This window comes from Ruminococcus sp. (genome assembly GCF_024684275.1).
In genome coordinates, this window is sequence record NZ_JAIKXF010000097.1 from 17,477 (window position 1) to 40,302 (window position 22,826).

At 45.7% G+C, this 22,826-nt stretch carries 18 protein-coding genes; 6 read left to right on the plus strand and 12 right to left on the minus strand.

Annotated elements, in window-relative coordinates; translation table 11 throughout:
* Positions 1 to 22: 22 nt before the first annotated feature.
* The 5 genes from K5677_RS11325 to K5677_RS11345 all read left to right on the plus strand — a co-directional run bounded on the left by K5677_RS11325 (position 23) and on the right by K5677_RS11345 (position 3,146).
* Positions 23 to 553 carry a hypothetical protein gene (locus K5677_RS11325; RefSeq protein WP_296728053.1) on the plus strand — a complete coding sequence of 177 codons (531 nt, stop codon included), beginning with the start codon at positions 23 to 25 and terminating at the stop codon, positions 551 to 553.
* Between the two features lie 12 nt (positions 554 to 565).
* A complete protein-coding gene (gene trpS, locus K5677_RS11330; RefSeq protein ID WP_296728055.1) occupies positions 566 to 1,561 on the plus strand; it encodes a tryptophan--tRNA ligase in 996 nt (331 codons plus the stop codon).
* Between the two features lie 188 nt (positions 1,562 to 1,749).
* Complete coding sequence (mazG, locus tag K5677_RS11335; RefSeq protein ID WP_296728058.1) at positions 1,750 to 2,574, plus strand: nucleoside triphosphate pyrophosphohydrolase; 825 nt, start codon at positions 1,750 to 1,752, stop codon at positions 2,572 to 2,574.
* Entirely contained in the window at positions 2,567 to 2,842 is a 276-nt protein-coding gene (locus K5677_RS11340) for an HU family DNA-binding protein (protein WP_028516040.1), read from the plus strand. The genes mazG and K5677_RS11340 overlap by 8 nt, the downstream gene beginning before the upstream one ends.
* A gap of 61 nt (positions 2,843 to 2,903) precedes the next feature.
* On the plus strand, positions 2,904 to 3,146 hold the full coding sequence (locus K5677_RS11345; protein ID WP_028516039.1) for an RNA-binding S4 domain-containing protein: 243 nt from the start codon (positions 2,904 to 2,906) through the stop codon (positions 3,144 to 3,146).
* 31 nt (positions 3,147 to 3,177) lie between these two features.
* Here K5677_RS11345 and K5677_RS11350 read toward each other — a convergent pair whose 3' ends face one another.
* From K5677_RS11350 to K5677_RS11375, 6 genes are all read right to left on the minus strand, one after another.
* The gene (locus K5677_RS11350) at positions 3,178 to 4,137 is read right to left on the minus strand and encodes an NAD(P)-dependent oxidoreductase (RefSeq protein ID WP_296728061.1); all 960 of its coding nucleotides are present in this window, start codon (positions 4,135 to 4,137) and stop codon (positions 3,178 to 3,180) included.
* Between the two features lie 137 nt (positions 4,138 to 4,274).
* The gene (locus tag K5677_RS11355; protein WP_296728063.1) at positions 4,275 to 5,666 is read right to left on the minus strand and encodes an ABC transporter substrate-binding protein; all 1,392 of its coding nucleotides are present in this window, start codon (positions 5,664 to 5,666) and stop codon (positions 4,275 to 4,277) included.
* Positions 5,667 to 5,914: 248 nt separating this feature from the next.
* Positions 5,915 to 6,580: a vitamin B12 dependent-methionine synthase activation domain-containing protein gene (locus K5677_RS11360; protein ID WP_296728066.1), complete on the minus strand. Its 666-nt coding sequence runs from the start codon at positions 6,578 to 6,580 to the stop codon at positions 5,915 to 5,917.
* Positions 6,580 to 7,440 carry a methylenetetrahydrofolate reductase [NAD(P)H] gene (gene metF / locus K5677_RS11365; protein ID WP_296728069.1) on the minus strand — a complete coding sequence of 287 codons (861 nt, stop codon included), beginning with the start codon at positions 7,438 to 7,440 and terminating at the stop codon, positions 6,580 to 6,582. Before metF ends, K5677_RS11360 begins: the two co-directional genes overlap by 1 nt.
* Positions 7,441 to 7,451: 11 nt before the next feature.
* Positions 7,452 to 8,123 (minus strand): uracil-DNA glycosylase, encoded by a 672-nt coding sequence (locus K5677_RS11370; RefSeq protein WP_296728071.1) that lies wholly within the window; start codon positions 8,121 to 8,123, stop codon positions 7,452 to 7,454.
* Positions 8,124 to 8,178: 55 nt separating this feature from the next.
* Positions 8,179 to 8,676, minus strand: a complete 498-nt coding sequence (locus tag K5677_RS11375; protein WP_296728072.1) for a hypothetical protein — start codon at positions 8,674 to 8,676, stop codon at positions 8,179 to 8,181.
* Positions 8,677 to 8,906: 230 nt separating this feature from the next.
* Between K5677_RS11375 and K5677_RS11380 the strand changes: the two genes are divergently transcribed.
* Positions 8,907 to 9,653, plus strand: coding sequence for an ATP-binding protein (locus tag K5677_RS11380; protein WP_296728075.1), 747 nt, complete (start codon positions 8,907 to 8,909; stop codon positions 9,651 to 9,653).
* 57 nt (positions 9,654 to 9,710) lie between these two features.
* Here the strand turns inward: K5677_RS11380 and K5677_RS11385 are convergent, their stop codons facing one another.
* The 6 genes from K5677_RS11385 to K5677_RS11410 all read right to left on the minus strand — a co-directional run bounded on the left by K5677_RS11385 (position 9,711) and on the right by K5677_RS11410 (position 22,789).
* Positions 9,711 to 10,586 (minus strand): NPXTG-anchored protein, encoded by an 876-nt coding sequence (locus K5677_RS11385; protein WP_296728077.1) that lies wholly within the window; start codon positions 10,584 to 10,586, stop codon positions 9,711 to 9,713.
* A gap of 142 nt (positions 10,587 to 10,728) precedes the next feature.
* Positions 10,729 to 13,284, minus strand: a complete 2,556-nt coding sequence (locus K5677_RS11390; RefSeq protein WP_296728080.1) for a hypothetical protein — start codon at positions 13,282 to 13,284, stop codon at positions 10,729 to 10,731.
* Between the two features lie 422 nt (positions 13,285 to 13,706).
* Positions 13,707 to 17,726 (minus strand): cohesin domain-containing protein, encoded by a 4,020-nt coding sequence (locus K5677_RS11395; protein WP_296728083.1) that lies wholly within the window; start codon positions 17,724 to 17,726, stop codon positions 13,707 to 13,709.
* Between the two features lie 52 nt (positions 17,727 to 17,778).
* Positions 17,779 to 20,028 carry a hypothetical protein gene (locus tag K5677_RS11400; protein ID WP_296728085.1) on the minus strand — a complete coding sequence of 750 codons (2,250 nt, stop codon included), beginning with the start codon at positions 20,026 to 20,028 and terminating at the stop codon, positions 17,779 to 17,781.
* A gap of 97 nt (positions 20,029 to 20,125) precedes the next feature.
* Positions 20,126 to 20,998: a cohesin domain-containing protein gene (locus K5677_RS11405; protein WP_296728088.1), complete on the minus strand. Its 873-nt coding sequence runs from the start codon at positions 20,996 to 20,998 to the stop codon at positions 20,126 to 20,128.
* Between the two features lie 531 nt (positions 20,999 to 21,529).
* Positions 21,530 to 22,789, minus strand: coding sequence for a CapA family protein (locus tag K5677_RS11410; RefSeq protein WP_296728091.1), 1,260 nt, complete (start codon positions 22,787 to 22,789; stop codon positions 21,530 to 21,532).
* Positions 22,790 to 22,826 lie beyond the last annotated feature (37 nt).

Sequence of the window (22,826 nt, forward strand, 5' to 3'; positions counted from 1 at the left end):
CATATCGAAAGGATAATCCATTATGCCAAACAGAATGACCGACAGATATAATGTCACACAGAAATACCTTATGACAAGAGGACAGGCTATCAACTTTCCTGCTCAGTACTTCGACAATTTCGCTAAAATGAAGAGAAACGACGTTTTCGGTGTAGTTATCGATATCCCTATGTCATCAGACGTGCTCACAACTATGGTCTGCTTCATCAACGGAGCTGCTAATATCTACTTCAACAACGGCGGCGAATACACAGGCGCTTCACAGAAGTACAGAAACCTTGTACAGGCTGCTCATACCCTCGTTGCAAACGCAGGTCAGCTTATCCCAAAGGCTGAAAAGACAAAGCAGTATGACCTTCCTAAGGGCAGAACAAACAATATCTTCCTCCTCACAAAGGGCGGCGTTTACAAGACCGAGATCAAGGCAGGTCTTATCCCCGAAAATGAGCAGGAGCTCCGCACATTCTATGTACTCTATCAGCGCGTTCTCAGCGAGATAAGAAGCTGTCAGCTCAAGGACGAGGCAGAAGCAAGAAAAGCTTCTCAGAAGTAAGGAGCACAGCAAATGGACGATAAAAAGCTGATCTTCAGCGGTATCCAGCCTACAGGTACCTTTACCCTCGGAAATTACATCGGAGCTGTCAGAAACTGGGGCGCTCTTCAGGAGCAGTATAACTGTATATACTGCGTTGTTGATATGCACGCGATCACCGTAAGACAGGAGCCTGCAAAACTGCGTCAGAATACGCTCAATTCGTATGCGCTCCTTATGGCTTGTGGAGTTGATCCCGAAAAGTCGATACTATTTATACAGAGCCATGCTCCCACACACGCTGAGCTCAACTGGATACTGGGCTGTAATACTCAGTTCGGAGAGCTTTCGCGTATGACTCAGTTCAAGGACAAGAGCCAGAAGCACCCCGACGATATAAACGCAGGTCTGTTTACATATCCCACCCTTATGGCTGCGGATATTCTTGCGTATAACGCAGATCTGGTGCCTGTCGGCGTTGACCAGAAGCAGCACCTTGAGCTGGCAAGAAATATCGCTCAGCGCTTCAACCAGCGCTACGGTGACTTCTTTACCCTGCCTGAGCCATATATCCCCGAGGTGGGCGCTAAGATAATGTCATTGCAGGAGCCGACAAAGAAAATGTCAAAGTCTGACGAAAATGTCAACGCCTGCATTCTTATCCTCGACGACAAGGATACCATTATCCGCAAATTCAAGAGAGCTGTCACCGACAGCGAGGCTGAGGTGTGCTACCGCGAGGGCAAGGACGGCATCAACAACCTTATGACTATCTATTCCTGCATAACAGGCAAGGACTTCAAGGCTATAGAGTCTGAGTTTGCAGGCAAGGGCTACGGCGACTTCAAGCTGGCTGTAGGCGAGGCTGTCGCTGACCACTTAGAGCCCGTCCGCACAGAGTTCGCAAGACTCAGCGCAGACAAGGCTTACCTGAAGCAGTGCTATACCGAGGGCGCACAGAAGGCGCTAAGATACTCGGGAAGAATAGTTTCAAAGGTTTATCACAAGGTCGGATTCGTGGATAAATAAGCATTCAGATGCATCTTGGACATTTTGATTTATATAACAGATAGTAATTATATGTAAAAAATATACAAACCGAGACTAAGCAAATATTATTATTCTACGAAATTAACAAAAATGTAAAAAATAGGTTGCAATTTAGAAAAAATTAGGGTATTATATAACATAGCCCGTCTTTAAGGGAGTGTTTTCCTATGGTTGAATACCAGCAGAAAGACCATTATTCAATAAACGATCTGCTCGATATTGTCAGACTTCTCAGAAGCGAGGGCGGCTGCCCCTGGGACAAAGAACAGACTCATCAGTCTATAAGAAGCGATCTCATCGAAGAGACCTGCGAGGTCATCGAGGCTATCGATCTCGAGGATACCGCACTTCTCCGCGAAGAGCTGGGCGATGTTCTGTTACAGGTCGTTTTCCATTGCAGGATCGAGGAGGAGCAGAGCTCCTTTAAGTTCGACGATGTGTGCGACGAGGTCTGCAAAAAGCTCATTATCCGTCACCCCCATGTTTTCGGTGACGTCACAGCCAATACCACCGATCAGGTGCTGAAAAACTGGGACGCCATAAAAATGGAAACTAAGGGACAGGAGCGTTATACGGACACCCTCACAAGCGTTGCAAAGTCACTTCCCGCTCTTATGAGAGCTCAGAAGGTCGGCAAAAGAGCAATGCGCGCAGGTATGGATTTTCGCTGTGCCGAGGACGCCGTAGCCTGTATAGGCGGCGAAAAGGCTGAGCTTGAGGCTGCTATCGCAAGCGGCAGCAAGGCAGACATTGAGGAAGAAATGGGTGATCTGCTGTTTTCATGCGTCAACGCGGCAAGACACTTAGGCATTGACGCGGAACTGGCACTCAAATCCGCTACGGAGAAATTTATCAAGCGCTTTTCTGTTACAGAGGATCTGGTATCTGAGGAAAAGCTTGATATGAAAAATCTTCCTATTGAAGAGCTCGATATCTATTGGGACAAGGCAAAATCAATAATTAGTAAAATGGAGGAACAGAAAAATGACTAAGACTGAACTTATCAACTCTATCGCAGATAAGGCAAGCTGCACTAAGAAGGACGCTGCTTCTGCTCTCGAGGCTACACTCACAGCAATCCAGGGCGCTCTCGAAAGCGGCGAGAAGGTTTCCATCACAGGCTTCGGTACTTTTGAAGTACGCGAGAGAGGCGAAAAGACCTGCATCAATCCTAAGACAAAGGCAAAGATGGTCTGCCCTCCCTGCAAGGCACCTGCATTCAAGGCCGGCAGAGGTCTCAAGGACGCTGTAAACAAGTAATAGCAAAGGGGACAGTCCGCTGTCCCCTTTTAATCATATAAGAGCTTGAAAGGAAGATATTATGAGACTTGACAAATACCTCAAGGTTACGCGCCTTATAAAGCGCCGCACTGTAGCCAACGAAGCCTGTGACGCCGAAAAGATAGTCGTCAACGGCAAGGCTCAAAGAGCCTCATACGACGTAAAGGTGGGCGATATAATCGAGATAAATATGGGAACTCGTCCGCTGAAGGTAAAGGTGCTCAGTGTTACCGAACACGCTACTAAAGAAAATGCAGCGGATAACTACACCGTTATCGAATAAAAAAGGCTGTACCATAAGGTACAGCCTTTTTTTACTTAGTATTATGAATGTCCCAGCGGAATGTAACAAACTTTGAAGCCTTTGTCTTATCAAGCAGGTTGTTGTTCTCAAGCCTTGAAAGGTCAAGATAGCGGTAATTCTGCTTCTCCTCCTTGTTTGCACTGAAAAGTCCTTTCAGCTTGCTGATAGCTCCCGAAGGCTGCTTCTGCATTACAGCGCCGAGGCGGTGATTTGTTCTCATAAAAGTGATTATATCAGCCGCTGTAGTGAGCTCCTTGTCTGCAACATTATATATTCCTGAATTTCTTGGATCATCTGCATTTTTGATATAGCACAGGATAAAATCCACAAGATTATGAACGCAGCAGAGCTGGAAGCCGTACTGTCCCTGACCGAACACAAAATATGAGCCGTCCTTCGGATCGGTTATCTTAGACATAAGATTGTCTGTAAAATTAAAGGTATACACTGCCGGAAAACGGATCACACACCAGATGATATCCTCCTTGCTGTGGTGCTGGATTTCGCTTATGACAGCCTTTTCCGAAGCGTACTTCATAGCTGAGTAGTTAGTTGTAGGCTTCAGATCATTATCCTCACGGACAGGCTCGCGTGTTTTCGGGAACTGATAGACCTGATCTGTGCTGAGAAGAATGAACTTCTTTACAGTTGATGTCAATGCATAGCGGTAAATGAATTTATCCACCGCAGCCGATTCGTTTGTCTGCTTGTCTGAAACTATAGGACCAATATCATTATCAACAGTACACGCAGCGTGTATTACTGCATAAAAATCATGCTTTTCAAATAGCTCAGCAATTGTATTTTTATCTGTTGGTTCACACTGTACCGATGAATAATGAAGCTTTCCTTCGTTATATCCGCTTTCTTCTCTGTCAACAGCTATGACCTCATAGCCCTTTTTCAGAAGTCCTGAGCAAATGTGCTGACCTATAAGTCCGCATCCTCCTGTAACAAGTACCTTCTCCATGATCATAGCCTCCTTTCTGAAACTAAAAAACTATCAAAATTTTGTCCTATGTATGTTTATTATAGCATAATTATATCGCTATGGCAATAAATTGTTAATATGTTAGCAGTATGCAACTCCGAGAAAGCTATTTTTCTTTACTTCGCCTCGGAATTGATGTTTTCAAGATACTTATCCACTGTAGCATATATGGCTTCGTAGGTCTCGTTCCACGGAGTACCTCTTGCGGTAAGTCTGAGACTGCTGTCAAGAAGCTCTCCGCAGTCCTCGGAAACGCCGTTGGATATGTCGATAACAGGGTTAGCCTCTGCAAGCTCCTGCATACTGTTCTTCATATCTATCATTTCCTGAGTCCAGCCGTAGTCATCGATGAACTGCTTATCCGCAACCGACTTGGTATCCTCGTCAAGATGAGTGAATCTCTTGCAGTCGAGGTACTTGGCAACGCCCTGAGGATTTGAGCCGCCCTTGACGAACAGATATGATTCAAAGCCTGTAGGGATATAATACTCATCAGCCTCTGGATCCTTTGGCATTGGCACGAAGAATGCGTCAGCGCCGAAGGTAGTTGACCACTGTGACTTTTCCTTGTAGAACTCATACAGTCCCACAGGATAGAACAGCTCTTTGCCCTCGCCTATATACGCAGGCTTGCTCTCCCAGCCTAATTCCTCGCCGCCTATGGCAACATAGCCCTTCTGATAGAGCTCATAGAGCCAGTTCTGGACACGCTCCATTGACGGATCGCTGAGGTTGCTTATCAGCCTGCCGTCCTCGATACTTACAGGGGGCACACCGATGGTATTCATAAGTCCGTACTCGAACCACCAACCGTCTATGCCGAATTTCTGATTGCTGTTATCAACGTACTTTTCAAGCATATTCTCAAAGGCATTCCAGTCCCACTCGCCTCTTGCATAGAGGTCAGCAGGGTCCTCAAGACCAGCCTCTGCAACTGTCTTTCGGTTATAGACTACCGCCGTTTTATCGCCTGTAGGCTGGATACCTGCCATATAATGCTTACCGTTCCAAACGAACTGGTCATTGATGTCCTTAACGTCCTCCCAGAGGGGCGAATCGAAGTCGATATAATCATCAACAGGCGCAAACATATCCTTTACAGCGCCCTTAGGGAAAGCGTCAAGATTTCCTCCATAGAAGAAGTCTATGCCCTCGCCTGAGGCAATATACTTACTGAGCATATCATAGCGCTCTTCATATTTGCATCTGTAATACTTTATCTCGCCGCCATAGCGCTCCTGAAATACTGCAAGGTCTATAGGAACGTTCTTGCCTGTACCGTCGGGGTTGATATCCCAGTCAGAAAGCCACTTTATGACGCCGTTTTCAAGCTTATCGCCTGTCAGAAGCTCTGAATCTACTGCATTCTGACGTATCTCATCTCTGACTGTAGAGTCAAGCTCTTTGTTATATTTAGAGCTTTCGTCCTTTTTACTGCTGCACGCAAGAAGAGACATTGAGATAGATGTCAACAGCAATGCCGAAATAAAATATCTTGCTTTTTTCATTTTATGACTCCTTTAATACTGCCCGCATAAACTTATCCGTATCAGAAAACACTCTGCAATATTTCTGATAACAATACGGAGATAAGTTCCCCAATAATACATTTTGATTATTCTTTACTTAATTATATCACTTTCTCCGTGTTCATGTCAATGTCAATATTTCATATAATTTGTGGGCATTTATAGTTGGTTTATCACATATGAACTATTTATGTACCGTCCAAATCTATTATATAGATTAATTTTATTTACTTACAAACCCTGCCGCTGCGTCTATACTCACAGTTATCTTTCATGGAGCATATGGCACAGCCCTTTGCTCCTTTTTTTACAGGATCATCCGACACCCCTATTATAGCCGTCACCGACTTTGAGGGTATCAGCATTGAGCTGTCCGTTGCAGTGAGACCTATACGCCGCTGTGCATTGAGAGCCAGCAAAAAGCTCCTTTGCAGCGTTATGGGCAGGTCTCCGTAGCCTGCGCTGAAACGCCATGTCCTGTATGGCGCAGGGTGCTCTGTGAATATCTCCTGCTCTGCACGGTCACAGACCTGCTCTATGGCTGCGCTGCAAATGCAGTCTATGGCAAGAGACTCTGCCATATTTGTGACAGCAGCCTGTCTTATGAGCTTGTCAGCCTCCTGAGACAGCGTAGCCGCCAGCATTACAGCTCTGTTGCAGCCCTTTAAATGGCGGCGTATATCCTCTCCTGTCAGCGGCTCGGACATTGCCCCGAGGACTACTCCCTCGTCTGTAAAGCTTACATCTGTTTCGAGATAGACGTACTTAGGGCGGACTTTTTCGCGGACAAGCCGCTCCGCACGGTCAAGGAGCTCCATGACTGCTTCGTCAGGCTCTCCCTTTACGCCCATATACCGTGCAGCCTCTGATTTCGATATGGGAAGCAGCTCCATTACGCACCTATTATGCCCGATACTGCCTCACATATCTTGCGAGCCACGTATGGCTTGTTCATGGTGTAAAGGTGTATACCGTCAACTCCGCTTGCCACAAGGTCAACTATCTGGTTTACCGCATAGGCTATACCTGCATCGCGGAGAGCCTCGGGACTGTGCTCGTACTTTGTCATGATACGCACGAACTTTGCAGGCAGACTTGCGCCGCAGGTAGTTACCATGCGCTCTATCTGATTCTTGTTTACAACAGGCATGATACCTGCTTCTATAGGCACGTTTATGCCTGCAATAGCCGCCTTTTCACGGAACGAGTAGAAGCTGTCGTTATCGAAGAAAAGCTGTGAGATAAGGTGGTCTGCGCCTGCATCGACCTTAGCCTTGAGATTCTTGATGTCCTCTATCATGCTGTCTGCGTCAGGGTGGCACTCGGGATAGCAGGCTCCTGCAATATCAAAGTCACCCTTTGTCTTTATATAGGTTATAAGGTCGCTGGCATAGTGAAAATCATCAACAGGTGGAATGTCGGGATTTATATCTCCGCGGAGGGCAAGAAGATTCTCGATGCCGCGCTGCTGTGCTTCTTTCAGTGTGCTGTCTATCTCAGATCTTGTAAAGTTGATACACGGCAGATGAAGCATCGGGATAGTGCCGCTCTCCTTTATCTTTGAAGCTATCTCCAGAGCGTACCTGCTGTTGCCGCTTCCGCCTGCACCAAAGGTAACGCTTATGAAATCAGGAGAAAGCCCCTGAAGCTCATCAAGGGTATCATATATTATGTCCACAGGGCTGTCCTTCTTAGGTGGGAATACCTCGAATGAAAATACGGTCTTTTTGCCAAAAAGTTCCTTAATACGCATAATATCCTCCGTTAATCTATTGACCAGTCTATCTCTCCCAAGCCGTGGGCTCGGAGAAACTCGTTTGCCTTTGAAAAATGTCTGCACCCGAAGAAGCCGTTATAGGCTGACAGCGGACTGGGGTGCGCCGCTTTCAGTATAAGATGGTTTCTGTTGGTGATAAACTGCTGCTTCGCCTTTGCGTCACCGCCCCACAGCATGAATACCATTGGCTTTTCACGCTTGTTGAGGAGCTGTATAACGTCGGTGGTGAAGTTCTCCCAGCCAAGCCCCCGGTGGCTTCTTGCCTGGTCTGCGCGGACAGTGAGAACTGAATTCAGCAGGAGCACTCCCTCCTTAGCCCATTTGGTAAGCTCGCCGTGCTTACCCAGATTGTCAACGCCTACGTCGTCACGTATCTCCTTGAAGATATTCACCAGTGAAGGCGGCGGAGCTATACCCTTACGGACAGAAAAGCTCAGTCCGTGAGCCTGTCCCTCACCGTGGTAGGGGTCCTGACCGATAATAACACATCTTACATCGTCATATGAGGTGAGCTTCATTGCGTTGAATATGTCATACATATTGGGATATATACGCTGTGTTCTGTACTCGTTTATAAGTGTCTGACGGAGCCTGAGATAATACTCCTTATCAAATTCACCCTTCAGAAGCTCGTCCCAGTCATTATTGAAGTTTACCATGTCTGCACGTCCATTCGTATACAAATATGGGACGACACTAAGCCGTCCCCCGATGTCAATTAAATACAGTATCCTCGTAATACTTGAACTTTACAAGGGTATTGCGTTTGTATGTAAGTGAGCCCTGCTGATTGAAGGGCACCTTTTCGTAAGCCTCGGCAGAGCATTCTATCTTTAGCTTCTGTCCCTTACGTGTAACGAAGATGAGCTCGTAATACTCATCGACCAGTCTTACCTGCCCCGTACTCTCTATAACTCTGAGGCGGTCGTCGCTTTTGCGTACCAGTGTAGCCATTTCTACTATGGGCTCAGAGGTGCGCTTCTGCATATTATCCTCTACTGCTGCTCTTCTTCGCTGAGTGGGAGTCTGCTGCTTCACAGGAACTCCGCCCTCGTCAGCACCGTCATCGCCCTCGTAGTCCTCACGCTCTTCAAGAAAGAGTGAAAGCAGACGTCTGAACGAGCTTTTTCCGCTGAAAAGCAATATAACAAGGATAAGTACGACAACTATTGCCGCCAGTAATATGAGCAGGTTTTTCAGCTGTTCTGTCATTGCTTAAAAGGCGCAAATGCGCCGCTCCTTTCTGTATTGCTAAAATCGGGACAACTCCCGAAAGTTTACCTATTCTATTATAATATATTTTTTCTTACATTGCAAGAAAAATTTTCAATTTTCAAGAAAAAATAAACATCAGCTCACAAATATCAGCACAATACCGCACGAGTATTGATATTTCTATAATAATATGCTATAATCAAGAAAAATGTATTTGGAGCGATAATATGCAGAAAATTCTTGGATATATGCGAAAAGCCATTCAAAACTATGGGCTTCTCAGCGACGGAGACCGTGTCCTCGTTGGAGTATCAGGGGGCAAGGACAGCCTTGTGCTGCTGGAGGGGCTCGTTCTTCTGAGGCGATTCATCGGGATAGACTATGAGGTAGTGGCTGTCACCCTTGATATGGGCTTTACAAATCAGAAAATGGACTTCACGCCTGTGGCAGAGCACTGTGAGCGTATCGGAGCCGAGTACCATGTAATAAAGACTCAGATAGCTGAGATAGTATTCGACGTCCGCAATGAGCCAAGCCCCTGCTCTCTCTGTGCCCGAATGAGGCGCGGAGCCCTTCACGACGCCGCAAATGAGCTGAGCTGCAACAAGGTCGCACTCGGTCACAACTACGACGACGCTGTTGAGACCTTTGTGATGAACCTTTTCACAGAGGGGCGTATCGGCTGCTTTGCGCCGAGCACATATCTCAGTCACAAAAATGTTACGGTGATACGTCCGCTGGTGCTCGCTCCCGAAAAGGAGATACGCAGGGCTGCACGAAAGAACGAGCTGCCCATAGTCAAATCTGTCTGTCCTGCGGACGGTCACACCAACCGCCAGAGAACTAAAGAATTCCTTGCGGATATGGAAAGAAAGGACCACGGCTTCAAGGACAGGCTTTTCGGAGCTATGTCACGGGCAAATATTGACGGCTGGGGCGGTATAAACTGGGCTCCACCTGCTAAAAAAGACTAAAAAAAGGCTCTCCAATTGGAGAGCCTTTAATTATTCCATTAAGCAGGGACTAATTAATTAGTCTTCCTTCTTTCTGAGAACGAATGCAGTACCGATTGCTACAGCAAGACCTGCTACAGCGATACCAGCACCTGGAACACCTGTGTCAGGTGAGTTCTGCTTGCCAGCTGTTGTGCTAACCTTCTTAGTTGTTGTTGCAGCCTTAGTTGTTGTTGCGCTGCGCTTAGTTGTTGTAGATGTTGTTGCTGTGTCAGTAGCTGTTGTTGTAGTTGTAACTGTAGTAGTTGTTGTAGTTGTAGGAGTTGCAGTTGTTGTAGTTGTTGTAGGTGTATTGTCCTGGATAGCGATGTAACCCTGAGTTACGTTAGAGAAAGCATAGTCTCTGATCTTCTCAGTATCAGCGCTTCCCTTGAGGTCGAAGAGGTCACCATCAACGAAAGAAACGTTGATTGGGTACTTCTTACCAGCCTCAGGATTCTTAACCTTGAGCTGGAACTGCCAGAGAGCTGTGCCGTCAGCAGCAGCGCTAAATGTTTCGTCGTTACCAAAAGTAAGGAAGAGACCATTGTCGCCGTCTGTTACAGCCTTGTATGTACCGTAAACCTGCATATCCTCAGCGTTTACAGCCTTGCCCTTGATTGTGATTGGAACGAGCTCAAGGCCAGTATCATATGTTACATGGATACCTGTTGAGTCAAACTTTGTTCCGTTTGTGCTCTTAGCAGAAAGAGTGATCATCTGAGCATTTGCAGCCTCGTCAAGAGTGATTGTCTTCTGTGTGAGCTCAAGTGAAGCTCCTGTGAAGCCTGCTGCCTTGCCTGTAGATGTATATCCTACAGCTGTTTCAGCAGAAGCATTAATAGCAGTTGCTGAAAGTGCTACAGCAGAAACTGCCAGTGCAGCGAAAGCACGCTTAATAGTGTTCGTCTTCATTGTTATTATTTCCTTTCAGATTTTTTATATATGTTTTTCCGTCGCAAATACGGCGGCTAACATCATAAGTATTAAATTTTATATCTGCCGCCGTTTTTCAGGCGGCAGATATATAAGCTTTGATAATTCTCAGCCTTTTGACTTACTGATTAGACTCACTGTTGCCTGTATTTGCATCTACATCAGCCCAGAGAACTGCATCAGACTTGCTCTGGTTTTCAGCAACCTGTCTCTTTGCATAGAACTGGAGGATAGCAGAAGCATCAACAGCGTTGATAGTGCTCTTTCTTGTAGCCTTGTCTGTAAGGTTATCAAATGTTATGCCATTCTCAACATCGTAATATACATCAGCGAGGTATGCAGCGAAGTCATCATAAATATCATTTGCAGCCTTTACAAGTGAGCTTGTTGAAAGCTGAGTTCTTGCAGCCTTGCCGCCTGTCTGGAGCTTAGCATAGTATGTAAGAACTACAGAAGCGTCAACAGCGTTTGCTGTGCTGTTAAGGTCAGCGTCGCCTCTTACACCGATGTAAGCCTCAACTGTAACAGCCTTGCCCTCAGCGTCTACGAGAGCTGTATCCTTTACGAATACAGGAACATTGTACTTGAATGTCTCATTGCTCTTTTCGTATGTGTTTGTAGGCTTTGCTGTACCGAAGTTGATATCATCAGCAGCAACCTTTCTCTCCTCAGAAGTACCGTCTGTGTACTCGATTACGATAGAGAGATTATCGATCTGCTTCTTGTTGAATTCTTCCTCAGTGTTGAGGTAGAATGCAGCAGTTGTTGTGTAACCTGTCTTAGCATACTGCTTAGCGATCTTCTTCTCGTCTACAGGCTTTGTAACTGTTGTAGTTGTTGTAGAACCTGTACCTGTATCTGTAGCTGTAACTGTTGTAGTTGTTGTAGAACCTGTACCTGTACCTGTATCTGTAACTGTTGTAGTTGTTGTAGAACCTGTACCTGTATCTGTGCCTGTTACTGTTGTAGTAGTAGATGATGTTGTGCCTGAATCTGTACCTGTTGTAGTTGTAGTAGTAGTTGTTGTTGTAGAAGTTGTTGTAGTTGTTGTATCAGTTACAAGGATTCTGTCAAGGCTGAGTGAAAGGGTTGCCTTTCCTGTATCCTTGATGTCGCTGAAGTCTACTCTTGCGTAAGCCTTCTTGTAAGAACCTACGAGCTGGTAACCCTGATCCTCTACCTTCTTCTTGAGTACAGCTACCTCATCAGCATCATCATCGAATGCAGCTATGAATGAACCAACGCCGCCGAAGATGTTTGCGCTGAGGTCTGTAGAAACAACTTCCTCACCGTTCTTGCTTATGCTTCTTCCGCCAACCTTGTCAGCTAACTCGCCGATCTCAGCAGCAGAAACTGTTACCTTACCGCCTGTCTTATCAGCGATCTCAGCAAATACAGCCGCAACCTTTGAATTAGATGCAATATCGCTTGCTGTAGCAGGAAGCTGCTTGTTAAAGCCGCGGCTCTTGAGCTTTGCATTTAACTTAGCGATCGCATCAGCAGCATTGCCTGACTCCTTAGCTGTTGTATAATCCCAGTCAAAAGCAAGTGCCTTTGTTACTGCATTATCAGCCTTTGTAGCAGCCTTGATGAGCTTGTCGATAACCTTGTCAAACTCGTCCTGTACAAGATAATTGTACTTAGGATCAATCTGAGCATTTATCTCCTCATCAGCTGTCTTCTTGATATCGCTGAACTTCTGCTTTAATACACCAGGAATCTGACCAGCTACATAAGTCTCGCCATCTCCACAAGTATATTTGAGTTCAGCAGTTATTGTCTGATTAGCATCAAGCTTTGAACCATCTATTATTAGTTCAAATGTACCATCAATTCTGATTGCGTCAAGCTTCTCGCTGCTGAAAGCCTTTTCAACCTGTACAGCAACATAACCCTGAGCTACATCAACGATCTGCTCGTTTGTAAGATCAGCAATTGTCTTCTCACCTGACTTAAGTCCTTCAACAACATCTGCTGCGGGTCTCTTCTCCTCAGGGATTGTCTTTATTACTTCATCAATGAAGCCGGGGTTCTTCTTTTCGAACGCAGCGACATCAATACTCTTGAGCTTTTCTACATCATAGCCTTCTGGAATAAATGCAAGATACTCTTCTGGAATCTCTACATTACTTGCTGGTGCCATATAACGGCCTGCAACCTTCTGTGGAGCCTTCTTAGGAGACTGTGTTGGAATTTCTTTCTTTCCGATACCAGCCTTGATAATTGCATTGTAATCAGGCTTGTTAATCTTGCCTGTAATCTTGAGCACCTTACCGTCAAATGTATAATCAACCTTCTGACCATCTAAAAGCTCTGCACACTTTTCTGCTACATCGCTGTAACTGCCTGCATTAGCTACAACCTTTTTAATATAAGGAGTAAGGTCAAGACTTCCGTCCTTTGCACCGAGACTGTTCATAAGGAAGAGAGCTGTCTGCTCCCATGTAGACTGCTGACGATTGTAATCAGCACCCTTTTCACTTGCTCCTAAGATCGGAGCGTCACCTGGGATAGCAAGGAATGCCTTGAGTGTGCTTTCCTGGCTCTGAGCCTGAACGTTCGCAGTTGTTGTTACAGTGTCACCGTCTACAGCGTTTGCGTATGTGAGACACTGAGTAAGAGCAAGCGGAACAGCTGCAGCTGCTGCAATAGCTCTTTTGAATAATGAATTCTTCATTGTCCTATACCTCTCTAACATGTTTATTCCCCTTTTGCCAAGACGATCTTATAATAAATAAGAGTCTATGCATTAGGCTGAAATTCGGGTGATATATGCGTATATATATACTTCGCCCCAAAATTCATAACTACATTTTATCACACAAAGGTCAATAAGTCAAGCAGAACAGTGCATTTTTTCAAAAAATTATTGCCGATTAATATTCCCGTTTTTTGTAGCTTTTTCACAATATAGCCCTATATGGATCGTAATATTTTCATTCAAATGAACTTTTAGTATTATTTCATTTGTTATTTCGGCTTAATTTCTCTTACAATTTGTATTATATCATCTTACCAGTATCCTTGTCAAGCGGTATATAATGTAAAAAAGCAGGTCGAAAGACCTGCTTTTTTAGCGTTTTTATACTGTAAGACTCATTATTTGCTTACGGAAAGAGCTGATTTCCAGATATCCTTTGAATCCGAATTCTTCATTGTAGTCTGCTTTAAAGCATAGAATGAGAGAATTCCTGAAGAATCAACAGCGTTTACTGTTCTGTCGCTCTTCTTTGTCTTCCAGTTATTTGCATCGTACTCATCAGTATCTACATCTGCAAGGAATGCAGCAAGCTGGTCGAGTTCATCTGATGGAGATGTAACCTTCAAGCCGTTATTTTCATTTGCAGACAGAACATATGCATCCTTCTGAGGACCTGAAATCTTGTTCCAGTTAGCATAGTATGTGAGTACAGCAGATGCATCACGTGCATCTACGAGGTTATTAAGATCAGCATCGCCCTTAACGCCGATATAAGCGGTTACTGTAAGAGCTGAGCCGTCAGGATTTACAAGCGGCATATCGCCATAGAGAACAGGAACCTCGTACTTGAAGTCATCGATTGTTACGTGCTCAGTGCCGTGATCGCGGCTCTTATAAACCTTCTCAGGTGTAGCCTGACCGTAGTTGATCCAGCTTCTGTCAATTGTCTTTGCTTCTCTGAGCTCTACCTTACCGTCAGTGTAGACATCATAGATCTGGATCTCAGTGATCTGATCCGGACTGAATCCACCCTTATCGCCATTTGCACGAACACCGTTATCGTGACTGAAGTAGTATCCTACATCTGTCTTGATAGTTGCATAAGACTTGTCATAGCCAACCTTTGTGGTTGTATTTTTCCACTCCTCAACAGGAAGTGTTCCCCACGGATTAGCTGTAGTTGTAAAGCTTATGTTCAGAGCTGTGCCTGTAGCTGTAGTTGTAGATGTTGTGGAAGATGTTGAACCTGTACCTGTACCTGTTACAGTACCTGTACCGGTTGTTGTGCCTGTACCTGTGCCTGTTGCAGTACCTGTACCTGTTGTTGTGCCTGTACCTGTGCCTGTTGCAGTACCTGTACCTGTTGTTGTGCCTGTACCTGTGCCTGTTGCAGTGCCTGTACCGGTTGTTGTGGTTGTTGTAGTCTTAGGATCGTCAATGATGATCTTACCGTTTATACCACGTATATTCTTTGTGATATCAACTGACTTGCCGCTTGTAGCGAAGAGATCGCTTATAACAAGATCGATTTCAGTGCCCGGAACAGCATCCTTACCAACAGTATAGCTGAACTCAGCAACTATTGACTTGTCTGGTGCAACATGAGCATCCTTGTCCTCAAAGATAAATCTGATGTTGTTATCAATACCCTTATGAACCTTTGCACCATAAGCTGATACGTCGCCGACAGCTGTAAGCTCTGCGCCCTTATCGCCTGTGATAGAAGGTGTTACTGTGAACTGAGCACCTGCAACGCCGAGGTTTACCTTATTTGGATCGAGTACTATCATGTTAACCTTTACAGTCTCGCCCGGAACAGCGTGTACTGTATCGATCTGCCATCTGATAACACCGTCAGCTAATGTTGTTGTAACAGTACCTGTACCTGTTACAGTACCTGTACCTGTTGTTGTACCTGTACCTGTTGTTGTACCTGTACCTGTGCCTGTTACAGTACCTGTACCAGTTGTTGTTACTGTACCTGTGCCTGTTACAGTGCCTGTACCAGTTGTTGTTACTGTACCTGTACCGGTTGTTGTTGAAGTTGTAGTTGTAGATGTACCTGTAGGAACATCAGGATCCGGCTTCTTAATGATGATAGCACCATCAAGACCGATGATATTCTTTGTGATATCTCTGCACTTGTCATCTGTTACAACAAGTGAACCGTCAGCAAATTTTACAGCATATGTTCCCTCTGGTGTGTTAGCAGGAACGATAAATGTAAGAACTGCAACGTTAGCGTCATTAGCAGCTACTGCATTCTTGAGGTCTTCTGATACAAATGTAACAGCACTCTTGTCAATGCCGTCTGTCTTTGTATCTGTCTCAAACTTAGCATTATATGCTTCTGAAGCCTTAGCAGAATCTAATGTGATGCCAGCATCATTGTTAATGCGGAACTGAGCACCTGCAACGCCTACCTTAGCGTTGTTCTTATCATTTACATAGACTCTGAGCTCGACCTTTGTATCCGCTGCCGGAACTTCGATCTGCTTTGTGTCGATCTGCCAGATAAGAGCGCCTGTAGGTAATGTTGTAGTTGTACCTGTTACAGTTGTTGTAGTAGCTGTACCTGTTGTTGTGGTTGTAGATGTTGGCTTGCCAACTCTGATGCTACCGTCTACAAAAGTAACATTCTTTGTGATATCAACACTCTTGTCATTTGTTACGAACTGCTTGGACCACTTTACAGGATAAAGTCCGTCTGGTGTGCCCTCAGGAACGTCAAATGTAATTGTGAAGAGTGTATCTCCGTCCTTTGCAGTAGCGCCTGTTGCATTTTCGAAAACGCAGTTAGCCTTGTACTCAGGATCGGAAGAAAGTGTAAAGCCGTAAGGCTTACCTGTTACGCTGTTAAGCTTTGTAGGATCTGTTCCTACGATAGAGAACTGAGCACCTGCAACTGAAAGATCAGAATCACCCTTTACCTTAGCAACGAGCTCTACTGTCTTGCCGGGCTCTGCCTCTACTTCACTTGGGATAACCCAAGTTGCTGTTCCCTTGATATCGTCTACCTTTCCTACTGTGATAGAACCGTCAACAAGAACAATATCATTTGTTACATCGTTAGACTTGCCGTCTGAAACGAATGTCTCTGCCCAGTTTACAGCGTAAACGCCGTCAGGACAATTATCAGGCACCTTGAAGTCTACGCTGAAGATAGTTGATCCGTCAGCAGCAGCCTTACCTGCACCGTTAAGCTCAAACACGAATCTGTCAGTACCCTTTGTGTACTTGATAGCAGCACCATATGCGTCGCCCTCTGCGATCTTATCATTATAAGTGATAGGAGATTTAGCATCGAGGCAGAACTGAGCACCGCCAACCTTGAGTTCAGTCTTGGACTTATCGGAAACCTTAGCTGTCATAGTAACGACATCGCCCGGCTTAGCCTTCTCATTGCTGAGTGTCCATGTTGTCTTGCCCTCTGTAGTACCCTTAGATACCTTGATCGAACCGTCAACAAACTTTACCTTAGAGGTAATGTCAGCTGAATGGCTGTCACTTACGAAGCCATTGCTCCATGAGACCTTGTAGGTTCCCTCAGGGCAGCTTGATGGGATCGTGTAAGAAATGTTCATGATAGTAGCATTGTCGCCAGCGATAACGCCCTTTCCTGAACCTGAATCGAATACGTAGGTCTGAACCTTCTCATCAAAAGATATAGGAGAAGCATAAGCTCCGCCTTCCTTGAGTGATTTGAATTCGATAGGAGACTCTGTCTTGATACCGAACTGAGCGCCTGCAACTGCGAGAACTCCGTCAGTATTTGTAACATAAGCCTTTAATGTAACTGTCTCACCCGGAGCACCCTCAACATTATCGAGTGTCCATGTAACGTTACCATTAGGGATATCCTTCTGTACCTTGATCGTACCTGCACCGAACTTCACACTTGATGTAATATCAGCGCTCTTTGCGTTACTAACGAAGAGGTCAGAAGCCTCTACTGCATAGTCGCCTTCAGCACAGTCACTTGGAACAGAAAATGTAAGATTGAGAACCACTGAATCGTTGTCAGCAACAACGCCCTTACCGCTGCTTCTCTCTAAAACGATGACATTACCATCGTAAGAAGCATTAGCACCGTAGGCCTCACCTGCCTTAACAGATGTGAGCTTGATAGGTGACTTGGGGTTGATCTTGAACTGAGCACTTGTTACTTCGAGAGTAGACTTGCTTACTACTACTGGTAATGTTACAGACATACCAGGAGCAGCAACTGCAGTGCCTATGTTCCATTCAACTGATTCACCGGCATTTTTATTAGCAGAAACATCCAGTACTCCGCCCATATTAAGTTTAGGCTGCGAAGCAGTATTACCGCCCGCAGCACTAACTGGCGAAGCAAATGCACCTGCCATGAGCGAGAAGCTCATGGCAACGGATGTAACTGCTGAAAGCAGTTTCTTCATCAGTGCATTTCCTTTCCGAGCAAATTGCTCTTATTTAATTGATGTTTCTTGCTTAGGACTTCTTAGGAGTTACAGCCTTAGCCATATCATAACCGTTAGAAATGATGTAGCTGATGATAAGGTCTGCGTCAGCACCTGTGATCTTAACCTTAGCAGGATCGCAAGCTGCGCCTGTGATATCCTGAGGATCAACAACGTCTGCGTTTACTCTGCCCTGAGCCTTGTCGAATGCGAATCCAGCGTCTGCAAGGAATGTATCCATGTCAGCAGCCATGTTTCTGATAGCAACAACGTCAGCAACGTTTACCTTACCGTCAACGTTAGCATCGCCCCACATTGTAACCTTGATTGTCTTAGTCTCACCAGGGTTCTTTGTAGTTGTAGTTGTAGTTGTTGTTGGGTCTTGCTTAGCTGTTGTAGTAGCTGTAGCTGTAGTTGTTGTTTCCTTGCCAGGAGCCTTAGTTGTAGTTGTTGTGCCTGGGTCAGGTGTACCAACAGTTACTGTAAGAGGAGTAAAGTCTGTTGTGTAGTTGAAGTTTGTGTTATCCTTGAAGATCTTGCACTGGCTGTCGAAGCCGAGAGTGTAAGTACCGTCCTTAGCGTCAGCAGGAACCTTAACTGTGAGCATGAATGCTGACTTACCGTCCTCAGGAACCATAGGTGTGTCACCTGTGAGTGAAGCATAGCTTGCACGGAGCTCCTTGAGGTTAGAGTTTACAGATACGCCGTCGAATGCGCCTGCGCTCTCACCGATCTCAGTAACTTCAAGACCGTTAGCCTTGAACTGAACATCTGTAGCTGATACAGCCTTGCCGCCAGCTGTGATGTTTACGTCAACCTCGATTGTATCGCCTGGCTTATATGTACCAGCGCTCTTGCCTGTCTTGTAATCAACGAACTCGAACTTAACGTCTGCATTAGAAGGCTTAGCTGTAGTTGTTGTTGTTGGGTCTTCAGTCTTCTTAGTTGTAGTTGTTGTAACAGCAGGCTTAGTTGTTGTTGTACCTGGATCAGGTGTACCAACAGTTACTGTAAGAGGAGTTGAAGCTGTCTTATAGTTGAAGTTTGTGTTATCCTTGAAGATCTTGCACTGGCTGTCGAAATCGAGTGTGTAAACGCCGTCCTTAGCGTCTGCAGGAACTTCGATTGTGAGCATGAATGCTGACTTACCATCCTCAGGAACCATAGGTGTGTCACCTGTGAGTGAAGCATAGCTTGCGCGGAGCTCCTTGAGGTTAGAGTTTACAGATACGCCGTCGAATGCGCCTGCGCTCTCACCGATCTCCTTAACTGTAAGACCGTTAGCCTTGAACTGAACATCTGTAGCTGATACAGGCTTGCCGCCAGCCTTGATGTTTACGTCAACTTCGATTGTATCGCCTGGCTTATATGTACCAGAGCTCTTGCCTGTCTTGTAATCAACAAACTCGAAAGTAACATCAGCATCGCCTACAGACTTAACTGTAGTTGTTGTTGTTGGGTCTTCAGTCTTCTTAGTTGTAGTTGTTGTAACAGCAGGCTTAGTTGTAGTTGTTGCACCTGTATTACCGTCAGTAACCTTGATTGTGAGCTCGCTGAGCTTGAGGTTGCCTTCCTTCTTGGTGTATCTTGTGCCAGCGCTCTCAACCATTGGGCAAGGATTGTCGTTCTTGCCGGTAGCATCTGTGTTGTAGTCACAGAACATAACCTTATATGTACCAGCAGCAATATCCTGTGGGATGATTGTGTCGAATGCATATAATGGATATGAATCAGACTTTGCGCCTGCCCAAGCATAATCCTTACCGTTGTTCATCCATGAGCAGCCGATAAAGTAGTTGTCTGTCTTAGCAGCTGTCTGTGAAGATTCACAAGCCATCTGATAGAGACCAGCAGCCTTGTAGCCATCTCTTGCGCTCTTGCAGTAGCCGCCGAATGAGATGTACTTGTTAGTTGTGAACTCTACATCGCCGAGCTTGTAGGACTTGTTCTCAGATGTGTAAGCGTCCTTGGAAGGATCATACATCTTGAACTGGATATCCTTAGAATCAGTTGTGATACTTGCAAGAAGTGAACCTGTTGAGTTGTTTGTATCCTCTGAATAGTAAACAGCAGATGGAATTGTGTAACCGCCGGCAGGAATGTCCTTCTTGTCGATTGTTATCTCTGACTTACCGGAATCAGCGGAAGGATTCTGGATATCATATGTTTTAATAGATAATCCCTTGGAAGCGTCAGCAGCGCCTACTGTTGCAGGAACTACTGTGCATACCATTGATGCAGCCATACACAGTGATGTGACTGCAGAAATTAACTTTTTCATTTGTAATAATTCCTTTCTTTAGGTTTTTAAGCCTATTAATAAAACATAAATTGGGTTTGTATTCCTTTGTAAGGGGGACAAATCAGATAATCTCGGATCAGAGCTCAGAAATGCTCTTGAGCAGCCACTGCTGTATCTTCAGAGCGTCTCCGCCTGTGATACCCTTTACGCTGTCATCAACATCGCCGTTTGCCTGTCCCTGAGCTGTAATGTGCTTTTCGTCAGATCCGTTAAGACCGTACTTATTCGGGTTAGCAAGGCTCTGCATAATGAGAACAACGTCAGACATATCAACTCCGCTGTCGCAGTTAGCGTCGCCGCGGGTGATCTTGCCTGTAGGTGGCTGTGTAGTAGTTGTTGTCACCGTCTTCGTACCTACTGTAACGCTGCCGTCAGTCAGCTTTGTCTCATACTTGACGGGCTTGCCGTCCTTCTCATAGCCACAGCTGATTTCCTTATTCTTAACGCCAGACTTTGAATAAATCTCACGATCAATAGGAATGATCTTAAGATCAGCAACTGTGCCGTCAGCAACGCCGCTTGCTACTTTACCCTTAATGGTGCAGAAAACGCCATCGCTCTTGAGCCAGTATGAAGCATCATCAGTAGATGTGGACCATGCCGCACTCGCCCAGCCCTCTGAACTGTTTACTGTTCCCTCAAAAAGAGGTGCAAGAGATGCTGAGAGATCCTTTGAGTCAGAACCGTTCTTAACGAGTGTTCCTGCCTCTATGGATTCAATTGTGAGTACCTTGCTGTCATAAGAAACAGCGAAGTCAAGGCACTGGATGCCGGAAGATGGGATATCAGCCAACGATACGTCCACCGAGAATGCTGCACCTGCCTCTGCGTTTACTTTGCCAACGGATATCTGCACTGTTTCGCCGGCAGCTACCGCAGGTGCGAGTGAGCAGACTGAAAGTGAAAGCATCGCAGCTAAAGCTCCGACGACTACCTTTTTTGTCTTCATTATTTTTTCCTCCTTCTTCAGTAATGTTATATAACAAAGGAACCGATCGCCCCTTTTATTATATCATGTCTTAATGCAGCGGATACACCGTTCCGCCCTCCCTGCAAAACCACATCACCGATATACGAATGAAAGCTGTGCAAAGCGGTGGCTGTAAAGCCGCTGTCAGTCATACAGACGAGGCTAAGCTGTCCGAGCTGCGGTCGCATGGAACAGATTCTTACGCGACGTATGTACACGCCCTCAGAAGCTCCCCTCTGCCGTCAGCCTGTGACTAAAAAGCTTGTGCTCTGCCAGCAGTGGTTTTGTCTCAAGACGCATCACACTGCCGTGATGGGATACTAAATCCCAAATCTATATTTATTCATGATTTCATTATATATCAGGTCTAAAAAAAAGTAAATAGGTTCATATCGTTTTTGGTATTTTACATAAACTGCAAAAGTGATTTTTGCACGGTTTGCACAATCGCAAAATTCTTGAAAAAGCCCTGTGAAAGGCAGTTTTTGAACCAAAAATGAATTTATCAAATTATTTGTCGAGTTTCCTGAATTCAGCAGGTATCTGCTCGTCGATTATGCGGTTTATGACGTCCCAGCCGAACTCGGGATACGAGCCCTGAGGCACTGCATAAGGAAGTCCGTGACGCTCTGCCAGCTCGGGTGAATATTTGCTGTATGGGTATATCTTCATGTTGGAGAAATTGTCCTCGTAATGAATGATAGTAGGTATACAGCCCACATTTTCGAGCCTGAGCTCATTGGTGTCACCGTCGATGACTATATCGAAATCGGGCATTTCTCCCACAACGTTGAAGTTGTCGGTCTGTGCGCAGATGAAATTGCCCATTGAGTAGTAAACAAAGCCTTTGGTTCCGTCATCTCGCTCTATCCACTCCATAGTCTCTGCGGTATGAGTGTGACAGCCAAGTATCACATCAGCGCCCCAGCCGACCATTTTGTTTGCGAGCTCTATTCTGTCCTCTGTAACGACAGTTGTATCATCTTCGCCCCAATGAGCGGATACGATGACAACATCTGCCAGATCATTGGCTTCCTTGATCTGTCTCTCGATGACGTCCTCCTCCTCGTTCTTGATGACTCTCAGGGGAACGTCGTCCAGCAGCGGATCAAAGCCGTTTATATGGTGCGCATAGGCGAGGAAGGCTATCTTTACGCCGTTGACCTCACGAACGCGGATATTGTTTGCATCCTCTTCATTCAGATAAGCACCGAGAACCGTCAGATCGTTCTCCTCTGCCTTTCTGTTCCAGAATCTTATAGACTCCTCAAGACCGTCAGTACCCATATCGAGCAGGTGATTGTTTGCCATAGTGATCACATCGAAGCCCAGGTCTATGACCGCATCTGCTACCTCGGGAGGCGAATTGAAAATTAGCTGACCGCCGTCCGCACCGCGGACAGGATTGCTCTCGGAGATGATAGTCTCCTGATTGAGAATTGCAAGGTCAGCGTCCTGAACGAGGTACTTTACCTCGGAATACATAGGCTTGAAGTCATAACCCACGCCGCCTGCGAGAGCCTCGGCATTCTTGTATACCGAATAGTGTATGAGATTATCGCCTGCTGCAACAACATGGACCACCTTATCAGGCTGATCCTCGGGGAGCGGTTTGACGCCCTCTGTCGTTTCGGCAAGGGAGCTGCTGCTTGCTGCAGGCTCATGATCAATAGTTTCTGTACGTCCGACGACATTGCAGCTGACTACTCCTGCGATCACCGCCGCAAGAAAAGCAACTGTACCGAGGGCACGTCCTTTTCTGAGTTTCATAGAGGTCTCCTTTTCGGCAGAGGGCATAAAATCCATA

Excerpts from the sequence above, each read along its gene's own strand:
- K5677_RS11325 (WP_296728053.1), top strand. The coding sequence starts at position 23 with ATGCCAAACAGAATGACCGACAGATATAATGTCACACAGAAATACCTT.
- trpS (WP_296728055.1), top strand. The coding sequence starts at position 566 with ATGGACGATAAAAAGCTGATCTTCAGCGGTATCCAGCCTACAGGTACC.
- mazG (WP_296728058.1), top strand. The coding sequence starts at position 1,750 with ATGGTTGAATACCAGCAGAAAGACCATTATTCAATAAACGATCTGCTC.
- K5677_RS11340 (WP_028516040.1), top strand. The coding sequence starts at position 2,567 with ATGACTAAGACTGAACTTATCAACTCTATCGCAGATAAGGCAAGCTGC.
- K5677_RS11345 (WP_028516039.1), top strand. The coding sequence starts at position 2,904 with ATGAGACTTGACAAATACCTCAAGGTTACGCGCCTTATAAAGCGCCGC.
- K5677_RS11350 (WP_296728061.1), bottom strand. The coding sequence starts at position 4,137 with ATGGAGAAGGTACTTGTTACAGGAGGATGCGGACTTATAGGTCAGCAC.
- K5677_RS11355 (WP_296728063.1), bottom strand. The coding sequence starts at position 5,666 with ATGAAAAAAGCAAGATATTTTATTTCGGCATTGCTGTTGACATCTATC.
- K5677_RS11360 (WP_296728066.1), bottom strand. The coding sequence starts at position 6,580 with ATGGAGCTGCTTCCCATATCGAAATCAGAGGCTGCACGGTATATGGGC.
- metF (WP_296728069.1), bottom strand. The coding sequence starts at position 7,440 with ATGCGTATTAAGGAACTTTTTGGCAAAAAGACCGTATTTTCATTCGAG.
- K5677_RS11370 (WP_296728071.1), bottom strand. The coding sequence starts at position 8,123 with ATGGTAAACTTCAATAATGACTGGGACGAGCTTCTGAAGGGTGAATTT.
- K5677_RS11375 (WP_296728072.1), bottom strand. The coding sequence starts at position 8,676 with ATGACAGAACAGCTGAAAAACCTGCTCATATTACTGGCGGCAATAGTT.
- K5677_RS11380 (WP_296728075.1), top strand. The coding sequence starts at position 8,907 with ATGCAGAAAATTCTTGGATATATGCGAAAAGCCATTCAAAACTATGGG.
- K5677_RS11385 (WP_296728077.1), bottom strand. The coding sequence starts at position 10,586 with ATGAAGACGAACACTATTAAGCGTGCTTTCGCTGCACTGGCAGTTTCT.
- K5677_RS11390 (WP_296728080.1), bottom strand. The coding sequence starts at position 13,284 with ATGAAGAATTCATTATTCAAAAGAGCTATTGCAGCAGCTGCAGCTGTT.
- K5677_RS11395 (WP_296728083.1), bottom strand. The coding sequence starts at position 17,726 with ATGAAGAAACTGCTTTCAGCAGTTACATCCGTTGCCATGAGCTTCTCG.
- K5677_RS11400 (WP_296728085.1), bottom strand. The coding sequence starts at position 20,028 with ATGAAAAAGTTAATTTCTGCAGTCACATCACTGTGTATGGCTGCATCA.
- K5677_RS11405 (WP_296728088.1), bottom strand. The coding sequence starts at position 20,998 with ATGAAGACAAAAAAGGTAGTCGTCGGAGCTTTAGCTGCGATGCTTTCA.
- K5677_RS11410 (WP_296728091.1), bottom strand. The coding sequence starts at position 22,789 with ATGAAACTCAGAAAAGGACGTGCCCTCGGTACAGTTGCTTTTCTTGCG.